Origin of the sequence: Nonomuraea sp. NPDC049655 (genome assembly GCF_044465465.1) — a bacterium.
In the GTDB taxonomy this organism is placed as follows: Bacteria; Actinomycetota; Actinomycetes; order Streptosporangiales; family Streptosporangiaceae; genus Nonomuraea.
The window spans coordinates 261,402-276,718 of record NZ_JBITLS010000011.1 but is presented as its reverse complement, the minus strand read 5'-3'; the positions used below and the strand labels follow the sequence as shown (position 1 = coordinate 276,718).

General features: G+C 71.2%; 16 protein-coding genes. 11 read left to right on the top strand and 5 right to left on the bottom strand.

Annotated elements, in window-relative coordinates:
- The first annotated feature begins 6 nt into the window (after positions 1–6).
- Positions 7–1,440 (top strand): trehalose-6-phosphate synthase, encoded by a 1,434-nt coding sequence (locus ACIBQ6_RS33090; RefSeq protein WP_358284623.1) that lies wholly within the window; start codon positions 7–9, stop codon positions 1,438–1,440.
- Here ACIBQ6_RS33090 and ACIBQ6_RS33085 read toward each other — a convergent pair.
- Positions 1,373–1,657: a DUF4235 domain-containing protein gene (locus ACIBQ6_RS33085; protein ID WP_352324039.1), complete on the bottom strand. Its 285-nt coding sequence runs from the start codon at positions 1,655–1,657 to the stop codon at positions 1,373–1,375. The genes ACIBQ6_RS33090 and ACIBQ6_RS33085 overlap by 68 nt on opposite strands.
- 107 nt (positions 1,658–1,764) lie before the next feature.
- Between ACIBQ6_RS33085 and valS the strand changes: the two genes are divergently transcribed.
- From valS to ACIBQ6_RS33040, 9 genes are all read left to right on the top strand, one after another.
- Positions 1,765–4,242 (top strand): valine--tRNA ligase, encoded by a 2,478-nt coding sequence (gene valS / locus ACIBQ6_RS33080; protein WP_397216633.1) that lies wholly within the window; start codon positions 1,765–1,767, stop codon positions 4,240–4,242.
- Between the two features lie 109 nt (positions 4,243–4,351).
- Complete coding sequence (locus tag ACIBQ6_RS33075; RefSeq protein ID WP_397216631.1) at positions 4,352–5,515, top strand: AI-2E family transporter; 1,164 nt, start codon at positions 4,352–4,354, stop codon at positions 5,513–5,515.
- 75 nt (positions 5,516–5,590) lie between these two features.
- Positions 5,591–6,145, top strand: coding sequence for a PaaI family thioesterase (locus ACIBQ6_RS33070; RefSeq protein WP_352324042.1), 555 nt, complete (start codon positions 5,591–5,593; stop codon positions 6,143–6,145).
- Entirely contained in the window at positions 6,142–6,582 is a 441-nt protein-coding gene (dut, locus tag ACIBQ6_RS33065; RefSeq protein WP_352324043.1) for a dUTP diphosphatase, read from the top strand. The genes ACIBQ6_RS33070 and dut overlap by 4 nt, the downstream gene beginning before the upstream one ends.
- Before the next feature lie 59 nt (positions 6,583–6,641).
- Positions 6,642–7,280 (top strand): DUF3710 domain-containing protein, encoded by a 639-nt coding sequence (locus ACIBQ6_RS33060; RefSeq protein ID WP_358284631.1) that lies wholly within the window; start codon positions 6,642–6,644, stop codon positions 7,278–7,280.
- A gap of 101 nt (positions 7,281–7,381) precedes the next feature.
- Positions 7,382–7,768 (top strand): OB-fold nucleic acid binding domain-containing protein, encoded by a 387-nt coding sequence (locus ACIBQ6_RS33055; RefSeq protein WP_397216629.1) that lies wholly within the window; start codon positions 7,382–7,384, stop codon positions 7,766–7,768.
- A 4-nt stretch (positions 7,769–7,772) separates the two neighbouring features.
- On the top strand, positions 7,773–8,444 hold the full coding sequence (locus tag ACIBQ6_RS33050) for a DUF3159 domain-containing protein (protein WP_358284632.1): 672 nt from the start codon (positions 7,773–7,775) through the stop codon (positions 8,442–8,444).
- A 3-nt stretch (positions 8,445–8,447) separates the two neighbouring features.
- Positions 8,448–9,002: a Uma2 family endonuclease gene (locus tag ACIBQ6_RS33045; RefSeq protein WP_397216627.1), complete on the top strand. Its 555-nt coding sequence runs from the start codon at positions 8,448–8,450 to the stop codon at positions 9,000–9,002.
- Positions 9,003–9,266: 264 nt separating this feature from the next.
- Positions 9,267–9,749: an NUDIX domain-containing protein gene (locus tag ACIBQ6_RS33040; RefSeq protein ID WP_364328647.1), complete on the top strand. Its 483-nt coding sequence runs from the start codon at positions 9,267–9,269 to the stop codon at positions 9,747–9,749.
- On the opposite strand, the gene ACIBQ6_RS33035 is transcribed toward ACIBQ6_RS33040, so the two are convergent.
- The 3 genes from ACIBQ6_RS33035 to ACIBQ6_RS33025 are packed head-to-tail and all read right to left on the bottom strand — an operon-like array spanning position 9,715 to position 11,449.
- The gene (locus ACIBQ6_RS33035) at positions 9,715–10,122 is read right to left on the bottom strand and encodes a TIGR03668 family PPOX class F420-dependent oxidoreductase (protein ID WP_358284637.1); all 408 of its coding nucleotides are present in this window, start codon (positions 10,120–10,122) and stop codon (positions 9,715–9,717) included. The two genes, ACIBQ6_RS33040 and ACIBQ6_RS33035, sit on opposite strands and share 35 nt — an antisense overlap.
- Before the next feature lie 2 nt (positions 10,123–10,124).
- The gene (locus ACIBQ6_RS33030; protein ID WP_397176458.1) at positions 10,125–10,784 is read right to left on the bottom strand and encodes a potassium channel family protein; all 660 of its coding nucleotides are present in this window, start codon (positions 10,782–10,784) and stop codon (positions 10,125–10,127) included.
- Positions 10,784–11,449, bottom strand: coding sequence for a TrkA family potassium uptake protein (locus tag ACIBQ6_RS33025; RefSeq protein WP_352324052.1), 666 nt, complete (start codon positions 11,447–11,449; stop codon positions 10,784–10,786). Before ACIBQ6_RS33025 ends, ACIBQ6_RS33030 begins: the two co-directional genes overlap by 1 nt.
- Before the next feature lie 80 nt (positions 11,450–11,529).
- Here ACIBQ6_RS33025 and ACIBQ6_RS33020 point away from each other — a divergent pair, with 80 nt between their 5' ends.
- Positions 11,530–13,596, top strand: a complete 2,067-nt coding sequence (locus tag ACIBQ6_RS33020; protein WP_397216624.1) for an APC family permease — start codon at positions 11,530–11,532, stop codon at positions 13,594–13,596.
- Here ACIBQ6_RS33020 and ACIBQ6_RS33015 read toward each other — a convergent pair.
- The gene (locus ACIBQ6_RS33015; protein WP_397216622.1) at positions 13,583–15,223 is read right to left on the bottom strand and encodes an alpha/beta hydrolase; all 1,641 of its coding nucleotides are present in this window, start codon (positions 15,221–15,223) and stop codon (positions 13,583–13,585) included. The two genes, ACIBQ6_RS33020 and ACIBQ6_RS33015, sit on opposite strands and share 14 nt — an antisense overlap.
- Between the last annotated feature and the right edge of the window lie 94 nt (positions 15,224–15,317).

The window sequence follows — 15,317 nt, the reverse complement described above, 5'->3', positions numbered from 1 at the left end:
GACTGCGTGACCGGCCGTAGCTCGTTTCTGATCGTCGCGAACCGCTTGCCGGTCGATCGCACGATCGAGCCAGACGGAACGGCCTCGTGGCGCAGGAGCCCGGGGGGGCTCGTGACGGCCATAGCGCCCGTGATGAAGCGCCGCCACGGCGCCTGGGCCGGTTGGCACGGCGCGCCGGACGAGAAGCTCGAACCGTTCGAGCAGGACGGCATGAGCCTCATCCCCATCCCGCTGTCGGCCCGCGAGGTCGAGCTCTACTACGAGGGTTTCTCCAACGCCACGCTCTGGCCGCTCTACCACGACGTGGTGGCGCCGCCGGTGTTCGAGCGGGAGATGTGGGAGACCTACCGTTCGGTCAACGAGCGCTTCGCCGCGGCCGCCGCCGAGGCCGCCGATGAGGGGGCCGTCGTCTGGGTGCAGGACTACCAGCTCCAGCTCGTGCCCGCGATGCTCCGGCGGCTCCGGCCCGACCTGCGGATCGGCTTCTTCCTGCACATCCCCTTCCCGCCCGTCGAGCTGTTCTGGCGGCTGCCCTGGCGCAAGGAGCTGGTCGAGGGGCTGCTCGGCGCCGACCTGGTCGGCTTCCAGCTGCCCGGCGGCGCCTCGAACTTCCGCAGGCTGTGCCGGCGGCTGCTCGGGCTGCCGTACAAGGGGAACGAGATCTTCCTGGACGACCGGGTGGTGACCACGCAGGCGTTCCCGATCTCGGTGGACTTCGGGCAGCTCGACTCGCTGGTGCGCGAGCCGCACGTCGTGGCGCGGGCCAAGGAGATCAGGGGTGAGCTGGGCGATCCCGAGCACGTGCTGCTCGGCGTGGACCGGCTCGACTACACCAAGGGCATCGGCCAGCGTCTGGAGGCGTTCGGCGAGCTGCTCAAGGACGGCAGCCTGCGCCCCAACGAGGCGGTCTTCGTGCAGATCGCCACCCCGAGCCGCGAACGCGTGGACGAGTACCGCAAGCTGCGCGACGACATCGAGCTGCAGGTGGGCCGGATCAACGGCGAGCACGCCCAGATCGGGGTGCAGCCGATCCAGTACTTCCACCAGTCCTACGGCCACGACGAGCTGGCCGCGCTCTACCTGGCGGCCGACGTCATGGTCGTCACGCCCCTGCGCGACGGGATGAACCTGGTGGCCAAGGAGTACATCTCCTGCCACCACGACCTGCACGGCGCGCTGGTGCTCAGCGAGTTCACCGGCGCGGCCGACGAGCTGCGGCAGGCGTACCTGGTGAACCCGTACGACATCGAGGACGTCAAGCGGCAGATGATCGCCGCCATGCGGGCCACGCCGCACGAGCTGGCCCGGCGGATGCGCACGATGCGCCGCCGGGTGGCCACCTACGACGTGGACCGCTGGGCGAGCGAGTTCCTCAGTGCCCTTGAGTCACCTGCTTCACAGACTTCCACGCGTCGTAGCGCTTCTTGGCGGTCCGGTTGACCACGATCTGCGCCACGGACATCCCGACGCCGGTGAGGATCGCGTAACCGATCGCCTCACCCATGCTCACCTCGGGCGAGTCGTCGTCGAGGGGCGGCTCCTTGCCGGTCGCCTTGACCCAGACGAACCCGAGGAGTTTCCTCATCCCCCAGGCGGTCGCCATGCCCACCAGACCACCGATGACGCGCCAGGCGATGTCGGGTTTGTCCTCCGCCATGCCAACTCCCTTCCCCTATGTAACGAACACTAGTCTCTAACGCTTGCCGGGCCCCCGAAGCCGTACCATAAGGAGGCATGACTCAACAGCGACTACGCCATGCATCCATGCCGGAAAAGCCGACCCTCGACGGCTTGGAGCAGGTATGGGTAGCTCGCTGGCAGGAGGAGGGCACCTACCGCTTCGACCGGTCCAAGCCGCGCGAGCAGGTCTACTCCATCGACACGCCGCCGCCGACCGTGTCCGGCTCCCTCCACGTCGGTCATGTCTTCTCCTACACCCACAGCGACATCATGGCCCGCTACCAGCGGATGATCGGCAAGTCGGTGTTCTACCCCATCGGCTGGGACGACAACGGCCTGCCTACCGAACGGCGGGTGCAGAACGTCTACGGGGTGCGCTGCGATCCGTCGCTGCCGTACGATCCTGACTTCGTTCCACCGGACAAGCCGGGCAAACGTGAGATCTCGATTTCGCGGCGCAACTTCGTCGAGCTGTGTCACCAGCTCACCGCCATCGACGAGAAGGCGTTCGAGGAGGTCTGGCGCCGGGTCGGCCTGTCGGTCGACTGGGACCTGCTCTACACCACGATCAGCGACGAGTCGCAGGCGGTCTCCCAGCGGGCGTTCCTGCGCAACCTCGGCCGCGGCGAGGCCTACCTCGCCGAGGCGCCCACGCTGTGGGACGTCACCTACCGCACCGCGGTGGCCCAGGCCGAGCTGGAGGACCGCGAGTGGCCCGGCGCCTTCCACCGCGTCTCCTTCTACGGCGAGCGCGGGCCGATCTGGATCGAGACGACCAGGCCCGAGCTGATCCCGGCCTGCGTCGCGCTGGTCGCCCACCCCGACGACGAGCGCTACAAGCCGCTGTTCGGCACGTCCGCGCTCACGCCGCTGTTCGGCGTCGAGGTGCCGATCCTGGCCCACCACCTGGCCGAGCCCGACAAGGGGTCCGGCATCGCGATGATCTGCACGTTCGGCGACGTCACCGACGTCACCTGGTGGCGTGAGCTGCACCTGCCCACCCGGCCGGTCATCGGCTGGGACGGCCGGCTGCTGCCCGAGCCGCCCGACGGCGTGGAGCCGGAGCCGTACAAGGAGCTGGCCGGCAAGACCGTCCACAGCGCGCGCGAGCGCATCGTCGAGCTGCTGCGCGAGTCCGGCGACCTCGACGGCGACCCGCGTCCGGTGCGGCGCCCGGTGAAGTTCTACGAGCGCGGCGACAAGCCGTTGGAGATCGTCACCACCCGCCAGTGGTACATCCGCAACGGCGGGCGCGAGCAGGCGCTGCGCGCCCGGCTGCTGGAGCGCGGCAGCGAGCTGGCCTGGCACCCGCCGCACATGCGGGTGCGCTACGACAACTGGGTCGAGGGCCTGACCAGCGACTGGCTGATCTCCCGCCAGCGCTTCTTCGGCGTGCCGTTCCCGGTGTGGTATCCGCTGGACGAGGCCGGCAACCCGGTCCACGACGCGCCGATCCTGCCGGCCGAGGAGTCGCTGCCGGTCGACCCGTCCTCCGACGTGCCGCCCGGCTACAGCGAGGAGCAGCGGGGCGTGCCCGGCGGGTTCATGGCCGACCCCGACGTCATGGACACCTGGGCGACCTCGTCCCTGACGCCGCAGATCGCCGGCCGCTGGGCGAGCGACGACGACCTCTACCGGCGCGTGTCCCCCTACGACCTGCGGCCGCAGGCGCACGAGATCATCCGCACCTGGCTGTTCTCCACGGTGGTCCGCTCCCACCTGGAGTTCGACGCGCTGCCGTGGACCGACGTGGCGATCTCCGGCTGGATCCTCGACCCCGACCGCAAGAAGATGTCGAAGTCCAAGGGCAACGTGGTCACCCCGCTCGACCTGCTGGAGCAGCACGGCTCCGACGCCGTCCGCTACTGGGCCGCCAACGGCCGCTACGGCGTGGACACCACGTTCGACGTGGGCCAGCTCAAGATCGGGCGGCGGCTGGCGATCAAGATCCTCAACGCCTCGAAGTTCGTGCTCGGGCTGGCCGGCAGCGACGGCGAGGTCACCGAGCCGGTCGACCTGTCGATGCTCGCCGCCCTGTCCGACATGGCCCGCGAGGCCACGCAGGCGTTCGAGTCCTACGACCACACCCGCGCGCTGGAGGCCGTCGAGCGGTTCTTCTGGACCTTCTGCGACGACTACCTGGAGCTGGTCAAGGCGCGGGCGTACGAGTCCGGGCCGGCCGCCGCCTCGGCGCACGCGGCGCTGCGGCAGGCGCTCGACGTGCTGCTGCGGCTGTTCGCGCCGGTGCTGCCGTTCGTGACCGAGGAGGTGTGGTCCTGGTGGCGCGAGGGCTCGGTCCACCGCGCCGCCTGGCCGGCTCCCGAGCGCGGCACGGGCGACCCGGCGGTGCTGACCGTGGCCTCGGAGGTGCTGCGGCGGATCCGCAAGGCCAAGTCGGAGGCCAAGTTGTCGATGCGGGCCGAGGTGTCCAGGCTGACCGTCACGGGCCCCGAGGCCGATCTCGTCCGGCAGGCCCAGGACGACCTGTGCGCGGCCGGAGTCGTCGAGGAGTTCGTCCTCGACGGCGGCGACGTGCTGACCGTCGAGGTGCACCTGGGCTGAGGCACGGCCGTCCGGCACGGGCGGTGAGGGCGCCTCCCTCACCGCCCTTCCGGCATCCCGGCGTTTTATCGGTGCGCATCCCCGGCCCGGACGTGCCAGTCTTGAACACGTGCAGATCGACCGCCCCACCACACTCGTACCGCCCGTGCTGGCCAAGATGGCCGCATGGTGCGGGTGCCTGATCCTCGTCGGCGTGGTCGTCTACTTCTTCGTCCAGGCGATCGCCCGGCTCACCTTCGTGGCGCTGCCCGTGGCGATCGCGCTGCTGCTGACCGCGCTGCTGTTCCCGCTGACCAAGAGCCTGCGGCGGGCGGGCCTGCGGCCCATCTACGCCACCTGGCTGACCATGCTGGTCGCGCTCGCCGTCCTGGCCGGCACCGGCTGGCTGGTCGGCGCGCGGGCCAGCGAGGAGTTCCCCAACCTGGTCACGCAGGTGCAGGCCACCGCGCGCTCGGTCCAGGAGTGGCTGATCACCGGCCCGCTGCACCTGAAGCAGGCCCAGATCACCGGCTACGTCGACGAGATCGCCACGATGGTCAACGCCCAGCGCACCGCCATCACCGGCACGGTGCTGTCGGCCAGCGCCGTCGCGATCGAGGTGCTCGCGTCCATCGTGCTGCTGCTGTTCGTGACGTTCTTCCTGCTCAAGGACGGCGACCGCATCTGGTCGTGGTTCCTGCGCGCCTTCGGCTCGATGTCGCCGCGGGTCGACCGGGCGGGCCGGGCGGCCTGGACCACGCTCTCCCACTACGTCCAGGGCACCGTGGCCGTGGCCGCCGTGCACGGCCTCATCATGGGCATCGTGCTGGCCGGCATGGGGGTGCCGCTGTGGGCGCCGCTGGCGGTGCTGATCTTCTTCGCCAGCTTCATCCCCATCGTCGGCATCTTCTTCGCCGGCACCGTCGCCACCCTCGTCACCCTCGGCGCCAAGGGCCTGGTCTACGCGCTGATCTTCCTCGGCATCCTCATCGTCGAGCAGCAGCTGGAGAACCACGTGCTCCAGCCGCTGATCGTGGGCAGGGCGCTCAACTTCCACCCGCTGGCGATCATCCTGGTGCTGTCGGTCGGCGGCATCCTGGCGGGCATCGCGGGAGCGGCAGTGGCCGTGCCGGTCGCGGCGGTGATCTACCGGGCGCTGCCCGAGCTGCGCCACAAACCGCCCGCCCTGCCGCCACCGCCTCACCACGAGCCGCCGGCGGAGGAACCGCCGTCCGGAGGCGCCCCTCCCGCCGGCGAGCCGCCGTCCGGGGGGGCGGTTCCCGCGGCGGGGTGACGTGAGGCGGGCCGGGGGGTTCCGATCCGGTGTCGAGGGCGAGTCCAGGGGCCGCAGCGAGTAACCTCGTCACCCGTGACGCGTTCCTCCCTCACCACCCCGCCGCCGGACGCCTCGGCGCCCGCGGCCCATCCCGGCGCCCCGGCGCCGGGCAGTTCCCTCGGCTCCCACTACAGCCGCTGCTTCGGCTGCGGCGGCGACCACCCGACCGGCCTGCACCTGAAGGCCGCCACGCCCGACGGCGTCACGGTCGAGGCCGAGTTCACCGTGGGGGAGGCCCACCAGGGCGCGCCGATGCTCGCCCACGGCGGCGTGCTGGCCGCCGCGATGGACGAGGTCATCGGAATGTCGGTCTACCTGTTCCACAAGCCCTATGTGACGGCCCGGCTGGAGACCGACTACCTTCTCCCCGTTCCCGTGGGCACGACACTCCACCTGCGCGCCTGGTGCAACGGGATCACGGGCAGGAAGGCGTACCTTGAGGCTGAGGGGCGCGTCGGCGCCCCCGACGGACCGGTCGCCGTCCGCGCGGCGGCGCTGTTCATCGAGGTGAGCATGGAACACTTCGCTGAGCACGGCGACCTTGCGGCCATCGCCGCCGAACACCAGGACTTCGAGGTGAACCCGTGAGCGACGTGGAGGTCCTCATCCAGCGGCTCGACACCGGGCTGCCGGTGCCGTCCTACGCCCACCCGGGCGACGCCGGCGCCGACCTCTACGCGGCCGAGGACGTCGAGCTGCTGCCCGGCGAGCGGGCCGTGGTCGGCACCGGCGTGGCGATCGCGCTGCCCGACGGCTACGCCGCGTTCGTGCACCCGCGCTCCGGCCTGGCGGCCCGCCACGGCGTCACGCTCGTCAACGCCCCCGGCACCGTCGACGCGGGCTACCGGGGCGAGATCAAGGTGACGCTGATCAACACCGACGCCAAGGAGCCGTTCCGCCTCCAGCGCGGCGACCGGGTGGCCCAGCTCGTGGTCCAGCGGGTCGAGCGCGCGGCCTTCTACGAGGTCGAACGCCTGCCCGGCTCGGTGCGCGGCGCCAACGGATTCGGATCGACGGGCCGCTGAAGCGGCCGGCCCGAAGCAAGCCTGGGGCTCCGGCCCCGCGAACAGGGAGAGTGAGGAACGTGTTCCGACGTCGTCGTCGTGAGCAGCCGGAGACGGTGGCCGAGCAGGAGTCCCCGGCCCCTACCCGCGAGTCCGGCCCGTGGGACGCCGACGAGCCCCACCCCGACACGGACAGGATCGACCTCGGCGGCCTGCGGCTGCCGCACAACCCCGACTTCGACGTGCGCCTGGCCTCGCTCGGCGACCAGCACGTCGGTGTCGTCGTCCTGTACGAGGACAGCTCGCTGCAACTCCAGGCCCTGGCCGCGCCGCGCTCGGCCGGCCTGTGGGACGACGTCAGGACCAAGATCGTCGCCCAGGCCAAGACGCTGGAGGAGCGGGAGGGCCCGTTCGGCGTCGAGCTGGCCGGCGAGGTCGCCATGGAAGGCGGCAGCCGGGCGGCCCGCTACATCGGCATCGACGGCCCGCGCTGGTTCCTCCTGGCCGCCATCACCGGCCCCGGCGCCCTCGACGAGCGCGTCTCCGGGGCGTTCATCGACTTCGTCAAGGACGTCGTGGTCGTGCGCGGCGACGAGCCGATGGCCCGCGAGGAGCCCATCACGCTGAGCCGTCCGCACGAGCGGCAGGCCGGCGAGCAGGACGAACGCCCGGCGTTCAGCCCCTTCAAGCGCGGGCCGGAAATCAGCGAGACCCGCTGAGCGTTACCTCTCCGGGCCCCGCCCGGCCCAGCCCGGCGACATTCCCAAGACCCCCCATCGGCTATTCGCTGACGGCTTACCATCACATAGGCTGAACCATCATGAGTACGGCAGAGCCTCCGAAACGCGGGGGATTGCGCGGCTTCTTCAGCCGGCTGGCCACCACCCAGTCGGAGATCGAGGCCCAGGAACTGCGGGAAGACGTCGACGAGGTCGGCGCGACGCCCATCGTGTCGTGTGGCGGGCGCCGCAGGTTCTGTGTAGCGGGTACGCTACGTACGGTGACATTGCGTCCGAGGGGCGGCGCCCCCGCCCTGGAGGCCGAGCTGTACGACGGGTCCGACGTGATCGACCTGGTGTGGCTCGGCCGCCGCAAGATCGTCGGCATCGAGCCGGGCCGCACGGTCAAGGCCGAGGGCCTGGTCAGCATGCAGGACGGGCGCAAGGTGATGTTCAATCCGCGATACGAACTGCGCCCAGGGAGTTGATCAGGTGAGTGCTGAGGCGGAAGAGGCCGCGCACGAGACCGTCGAGTCGGCGGTGCGAGCCCAGCTCGCCAAGGCCTTCGGCGGCGTACGCGGCATCATCGAGGCCGCGGTGCCGACGATCGCCTTCACGGTCTCGTGGATCGTCACCGAAGACCTGAAGACGTCGCTCATCGTCAGCATCTCGCTCTCGGTGGTGCTCCTGCTGGTCAGGGTGGTCCAGCGGTCCACGCCGCAGTTCGTGATCAACAGCCTGATCGGCATCGCCATCGGTGCCTTCTTCGCCAGCCGCACCGGCAACGCGAAAGACTACTTCCTGCCGGGCATCCTGTGGAACGGCGCGTACTCGCTGGGCATGTTGGTGTCCATCGTCACCCGCTGGCCGGTCGTCGGGTTCCTCATCGGCTCGGTCACCAACGACCCGGTGGGCTGGCACAAAGACGCGGGCGTCGTCCGGCTCTGCACGCGGCTGACCTGGCTGCTCATGGTGCCGTGCGTGGTGCGGGTGGCCGTGCAGGGCCCGGTCTACCTGTTCGGCGGCGGTGACGAGGCGGTGGCCGCGCTCGGCTTCGCCAAGATCGTGATGGGCTGGCCTCTTCAGGTGGCGGCCCTGGCCGCGATGCTCTGGCTGCTCGGCCGCGGCCGCACCCCCATCAAGCCCCCGGTCGCCCCGGCCTGACCCATGCCGGAGGACGGGCGGGTCGCGCCTGGGAGTCTCGTCGCGGAAGACCTCGACCGGCTGCCTGACCTGCCCGCGCGTACGGAACTGATCGACGGAAGGCTGGTCTGCGCGGGCCCCCAGTCGTCCTTCCGCTCGACCGTGGTCGATCTGCTCGTCGCCGGCCTGCGCCGGGCCGTCCCCCTGGAGTTCCGGGTGCGGCGGGGGATGAGCGTCATTCTGGGCGCCCGCCAGCGTCCGCAGCCGGACGTCAGCGTGGTCAGGGCGGGCGCGGTGCGTGACGACGGCGGTGAGACCTTCTACCGGGCCCAGGATCTGCTGCTGGTCGCCGAGGTCGTCCCGGCCGAGTGCCGCGACCGTAAGCCGGCTCTCTATGCCGCGGCCGGGATTCCGCACTTCTGGCGGGTCGAGGACGACGGCGGCGAGCCCGTCGTCCACGTCTACGAGCGGGACCCCGCCACCCGCGCCTACGCGCTCACCGGCATCCACCACGACAGGCTCAAGCTGACCGTCCCCTTCGACCTCGACGTCGACCTGAGCCGGATCCATCGCCTCTGACCTCTCGGCCCGCCATGATGCTCGGACGAGCCATGGACGAGGGCCTCTGGCGGGGCCGGTGGCGGTGGTGACCGGGGTGAGCCGCCGGGCGGGCATCGGGTTCGCGGTGGCGCGAGCTGCCGGCGTCCGGCGCGCGGGTCGCGGTGCGGTCCTGGCCCCCGCACGACCCCGGCCGGCCCTGGGGCAGTGACCCGGCGGGCTCGACCTGCCGGGCGGGGACGGAGCGGGGAGCGGAAGGTCCGTGGGCGTGGGAGTCTGGGGGAGATGAGGGGGAATGTGGTGGGCTGGGTGGTGGCGCGGGTGTGGAAGGCGCTGGGCGGGCGGGTTCGCTGGCGGGTGTTGTGGCTGACCCACGCCACCTTCATGGTCGGCGTCACCGGCCTCGTACGCGATTCCGACGGCCGGGTGCTCGTCCTGCGTCACCGTCTGTGGCAGGAGGGGCGGCAGTGGGGCTTCCCCACCGGGTTCGCCAGGCGGGACGAGACGTTCGAGGGCACGGTCGAACGCGAGGTGTTCGAGGAGACCGGCCTGCGCGTGCGCACCGGCCGGCTGCTGCGCGTGCGCAGCGGGTTCGGGCTGCGGGCCGAGGTGGCCTACGAGGCCCGGCTCGTCGGCGGCACGCTCAGGATCGACCCGCTGGAGATCCTCGAAGCCCGCTGGGTCACCGCCGACGACCTGCCCGAGGGCCTGCAGGGCGCCCACCGCGACCTGCTCATCCCGAGTACGCCCACCCCGACCACCGACTGACCGCGACCACGATCACCGGCCCTTCGGGCGGCCGCCGCCGGTACTGGTCGTACTTGCCGGCCAGCGCCCGCAGGGCGGCGTCGTGGCCGTCCTCACGCACGGTCGCGATGCCGTCGGCGCGCGCCCACCACAGCCTGGTCCAGTCGTCCTCGTAGTGGTCGGCGAGCAGGCTGACCCGCGGGTTCGCCCGGATGTCGCGCAGCCGCGCCAGGTCGTGGGTGCTCTTCGGCTTGTGGTCGACGGCGGTGACCACGTCGTTCCCGAGGACGGCGAAGGTGACGGGCACCACACGCGGCACCCCGGCCGCGTCGGCCGTCGCCAGGCGGGCGACGCGGGCGCCCTCGAACAGCGAGCGGGCGCGGCCGGCGTCCATGTTCAGCGCTGCGAGAGCAGGTGGGCGAGCTCCTCCTCGACCTCCTGGCTGGCCACGAACAACAGCTCGTCGCCGGCCTCCAGGGGGTCGTCGGCGGTGGGCACCAGCACCCGGCCCTCGCGCAGGATCGCCACCAGCGCGGAGTCGACCGGCCACGGCACCGACCCGGCGCGCTGGCCCACCACCGGGGCGTCCTCGGCCAGCGTCAGCTCGACCAGGTTGGCCTGGCCCTGGCGGAACGTCATCAGCCGCACCAGGTCGCCGACGCTGACCGCCTCCTCCACCAGCGCGCTCAGCAGCCGCGGCGTCGAGACGGCGACGTCGACGCCCCACGACTCGTTGAACAGCCACTCGTTGTTGGGGTGGTTGATGCGGGCCACCACGCGCGGCACGCCGTACTCGGTCTTGGCCAGCAGCGACACCACGAGGTTGACCTTGTCGTCGCCGGAGGAGGCCACCACGACGTGGCAGTTGCCGAGCCCGGCCTCGTCGAGCGAGGCGATCTCGCACGCGTCGGCGAGCAGCCACTCGGCGCGCGGCACGCTGTCGATCTTGATCGCGCGCGGGTCGACGTCGATGAGCAGGACCTCGTGGCCGTTCTCCAGCAGCTCGGCGGCGATGGAACGGCCCACGGCGCCCGCGCCGGCGATGGCGATGCGCATCAGTCGTCCTGTTCCGGCGCCGCGGCGAGCACCTTGTTGATCCGGTCCATGTCGTTCTCGGCCGCGATGACGTGGAGCAGGTCGCCCTCCTGCACCACGGTCTCGTCCGTGATGGTCAGGGCCTCGCCCATGCGGTTGATGAAGGCCACGCGGGCGCCGGCCCGGCTCTCCAGGTCGACGACGCGAGTGGCGATCCAGGCCTGGTTGGCGGCCACCTCGGCCAGCACGACCGTGCCCGTGGGGTCGCGCCACAGCGGCTCGGCGCCCTCGGGGAGGATGCGGCGCAGGATCTGGTCGGCCGTCCAGCGGACGGTGGCCACCGTGGGGATGCCCAGCCGCTGGTAGACCTCGGCGCGCCGGGGGTCGTAGATGCGGGCCACCACGTTGTCGACGCCGAACGTCTCGCGGGCCACGCGCGCGGAGATGATGTTGGAGTTGTCGCCGCTGGAGACGGCGACGTAGGCGGCCGCCGACTCGATGCCGGCCTCGGTGAGCACGTCGCGATCGAAGCCGACGCCCGTCACCCGCCGCCCCCGGAACCCCGCGCGCAGGCGGCGGAACGCCTGCGGGTCACGGTCGATGATGGCGACGGAATGGCCGCTGTCCTCGAGGATGTGGGCGAGGGTCGAACCGACCCTGCCGCATCCCATGATCACAATATGCATACTCCCCCGCACTTCGCGGTCGGCCGGTTGCTCGACACCAGTATGGCCCGATGGGGGAGCGCCGCGTTTAGGGCATCGGCATGCGGCTAGCATCTCGTTACGTGGCGAAGGTAACGGATCTTGTCAAACGCGTGCTCGTGGGACGTGCCCTGCGAAGCGGGCAGCTCCACGAGCAACTCCTGCCCAAACGCATCGCCCTGCCGGTCTTCGCCAGTGACGCGCTGTCCTCGGTGGCCTACGCCCCGCAGGAGATTTTGGTCATCCTGTCGCTGGCGGGCGTCTCGTTCTATTCCTACAGTCCGTGGATCGCCGTCGCCGTCGTGGTGGTGATGCTCACGGTCGTGGCGTCGTACCGGCAGAACGTGCACGCCTATCCGAGCGGCGGCGGCGACTACGAGGTGGCCACCACCAACCTGGGCAAGAACGCGGGGCTCACCGTCGCCAGCGCCCTCATGGTCGACTATGTGCTGACCGTCGCCGTGTCGGTGGCCAACGGCGTCGACTACGTCGGCGCGACCATCCCATTCGTGGCCGAGCACCGGCCCGCGATCGCCATCATCATCGTGATCCTGCTCACGGTGGTCAACCTGCGCGGCATCCGCGAGTCCGGCGCCGCCTTCGCCGTTCCCACGTACGCGTTCATGTTCGCGGTGATCGGCCTGGTCGCCTGGGGCGGCATCCGGCTGCTGGTGTTCGGCGACGAGCTGAGGGCGCCCAGCGCCGGGTTCACCATCCGGCCCGAGCAGACGAACCTGGCCTCCTTCGCCGCGGCCTTCCTGATCCTGCGCGCCTTCTCCTCCGGCTGCGCCGCGCTGACCGGCGTCGAGGCCATCAGCAACGGCGTGCCCGCCTTCCGCAAGCCCAAGAGCAAGAACGCCGCCACGACGCTACTCATGATGGGCCTGGTTGCGATCACCATGTTCGGCGGCATCATCGCGCTCGGCCTCGCCTCGGGCGTGCGGGTGGCCGAGCCGAGCGTCGTCGCCGAGGACCTGATCGGGGTCGACGGCAAGCCGGTGGGCCCAGGCTACTACCAGCAGCCGATCATCTCGCAGGTGGCCGACGCGGTGTTCGGCGGCGGCTCGCTGCCGTTCGTGGTGATCTCCGCGGTGACCGCGCTCATCCTGTTCCTGGCCGCGAACACCGCCTTCAACGGCTTCCCCGTGCTCGGCTCGATCCTCGCCCAGGACCGCTACCTGCCGCGCCAGCTGCACACCCGCGGCGACCGCCTGGCCTTCTCCAACGGCATCATCATCCTGGCCCTCGGCGCCTGCCTGCTGCTGTGGGGCTTCCAGGCCGACGTCAGCCGCCTGCTCAACCTCTACATCGTCGGCGTGTTCGTCTCCTTCACGCTCAGCCAGACCGGCATGGTCATCCACTGGACCCGTCACCTGAAGACGGAGACCGACCGCCAGGTCCGCCACCAGATGCACCGCTCGCGCGTGATCAACTTCTTCGGCGCCATCATGACCGGCCTGGTGCTGATCGTCGTACTGCTGACCAAGTTCCTGGTCGGGGCGTGGATCGTGGTCATCGCGATGCCGGTGCTGTTCCTCATGATGAAGGGCATCCGCCGCCACTACGACAAGGTCGCGACCGAGCTGGAGATCACCGACGACTACGAGCCCGCCATGCTGCCGGCCCGCAACCACGCGATCGTGCTGGTCTCCAAGATCCACAAGCCGACCATGCGGGCGCTCGCCTACGCCCGCGCCACCCGGCCGTCCTCGCTGGAGGCGATCACGGTCGGCGTCGAGGGCGAGGAGGCGCGTCAGCTGCAGGAGGAGTGGGAGCGGCGTGGCATCCCGGTGCCGCTCAAGATGCTCGACTCGCCCTACCGCGAGATCACCCAGCCCATCCTCGACTACGTCAAGACCCTGCGCCGCCGCTCGCCGCGCGACGTGGTCACCGTCTTCATCCCCGAGTACGTCGTCGGCCACTGGTGGGAGCACCTGCTGCACAACCAGAGCGCGCTGCGGCTGAAGGCCAGGCTGCTGTTCAAGCCGGGCGTCATGGTGACCAGCGTGCCCTGGCAGCTCCACTCCTCCGACCGGCTCAAGGGCCGGCCCGAGCCGTACGCGCCGGGCGCGGTGCGCCGTCCCTGGCACCAGACCGTCAAGGACGAGGGGGAGATCAAGGCGCGCTGACCAGCGTCCGCAGCCGCCACGTGTCGGACGCCGTCCAGCCCGGCGGCGCGGCTACGGCGGCCCACCCGTCCACGATGTTGGCGCCGTAGCGGTGGCCGTGGCCGGGCGGCACGGACATCGCCGCCGTCATGTCCACCAGCACCTGCCAGAACGTCACCAGCGGGAACCAGTTCATCTGCGGGTTCACCCCGGGCCCCCGCGGGCCCTCCAGCCAGGCGGGCCGGTGGTAGATCAGCGTGGGCGACCACCACACGACGGGGTCGGTGGCGTTCTGCAGGTAGACCACGCGCGGCGGCGGCCACGGGCTCCGGGGACGCCACAGGTCGGCCGGGTGCTGGGCGAAGCGGGCCGTCCTGCCGCCCTGGTAGACCGGCCGCCAGACGGGGGTGCCGGGATCGCGGTGGGCGGTGAGGTGGTCCCAGATGTGGTTGGCGTTGGGCGGGCCGACGAACAGCGCGCCGTCGGTCCGGGCGACCAGGTCGGTCAGGTCGCGGAAGGCGTTCTCCAGCTCGTAGGAACCGAGGCTCTCGCCGGCGACCAGCAGCCGGGGCCGGTGGCCGGGCGGAAGCCGGTCCCACCTGGCGCGCACCGCCTCGAACAGGGCCCGCCCGGCGGCCGCCGCCTTGTGCCGGTCGGCCAGGAACGACACCCAGCTCGGCAGGTAGGAGTACTGCACCGCGACCATGGCGGTGTCGCCGTTGTACATGAACTCCAGCGAGTCGGCGATGTGCTGGTCGACCCAGCCGGTGCCGGTCGTGCCGAGCACCGCGAGCACCGGACGGCCGAAGCCGCCCGTCCGTTCCAGCTCCCGTACGGCCACCGCGGCCTGCTGCCGGGGCGAGGAGGTGGCGCCGAGGCCGACGTACACGCGGATGGGCTCGGTCGCCGGCCGGCCGGAGAAGGCGGTCAGCTCGGAGACCGTGGAGGCGGTGCCGGTGAAGCGGCGGCCCTCGCGGCCCAGGGAGTCCCAGGCCACCAGCGACCCGGGCCCGCCGGACACCTTGGCCGAGCCGGGCCTGCGCACGCCCGGATGGGTGCCCTGGTTGGTGACCGAGGAGACGTCGCTCATCGTGTTGAGGAACCCCGAGAACAGCACGTCGTCGGCGAGCACCGTGACCACGGAGGCGACGATCAGCACGCCGGCGATGTGGCCCACGTAGGCGGGGACGTACCGGTCGAGCCAGTCGATCAGCCTGCGCCCGGCCAGCCGGACGAGACGGGCCAGCAGCAGGCACAGCGCGAAGAGCGTGACCGCCACCGCGAGGATCACCGGCGGGAACCAGGTGATCCGGGTGTCCATGCCCATGAGCGCCCGCACGTCGCGCTGCCAGTCGATGCTGTACCAGAGCGCCACGACGGTCAGCCCCGAGCAGCCGCCGATCATGATCTGCCAGGCGGCCCGCCGCCCCCGCTCCGGCAGCCGGTACGGGATCGCCGCCCGTCCCAGCGCGCCCGCCGCGGCCCCCACGCCGTAGCCGAGGATGCCGGTGACCGCGCCCATCACGCCCTGGAACAGCCACGTGCGCGGCAGCAGCGACGGCGTCAGCGAGGCGCAGGCGAACAGCACGGCCAGCAGCGTGCCCCCGAATCCGAGCCGCCGGCGCACCACCCGACTTCTGTCCATCATCACCCACAGTAGTCACTCAAGTCCGGAAAGTGGGCGTCCGGGGCGCGAGGCGGGGACGAGGACGTCGCCCGTGGCGGCTCACCATAGGGTGGGG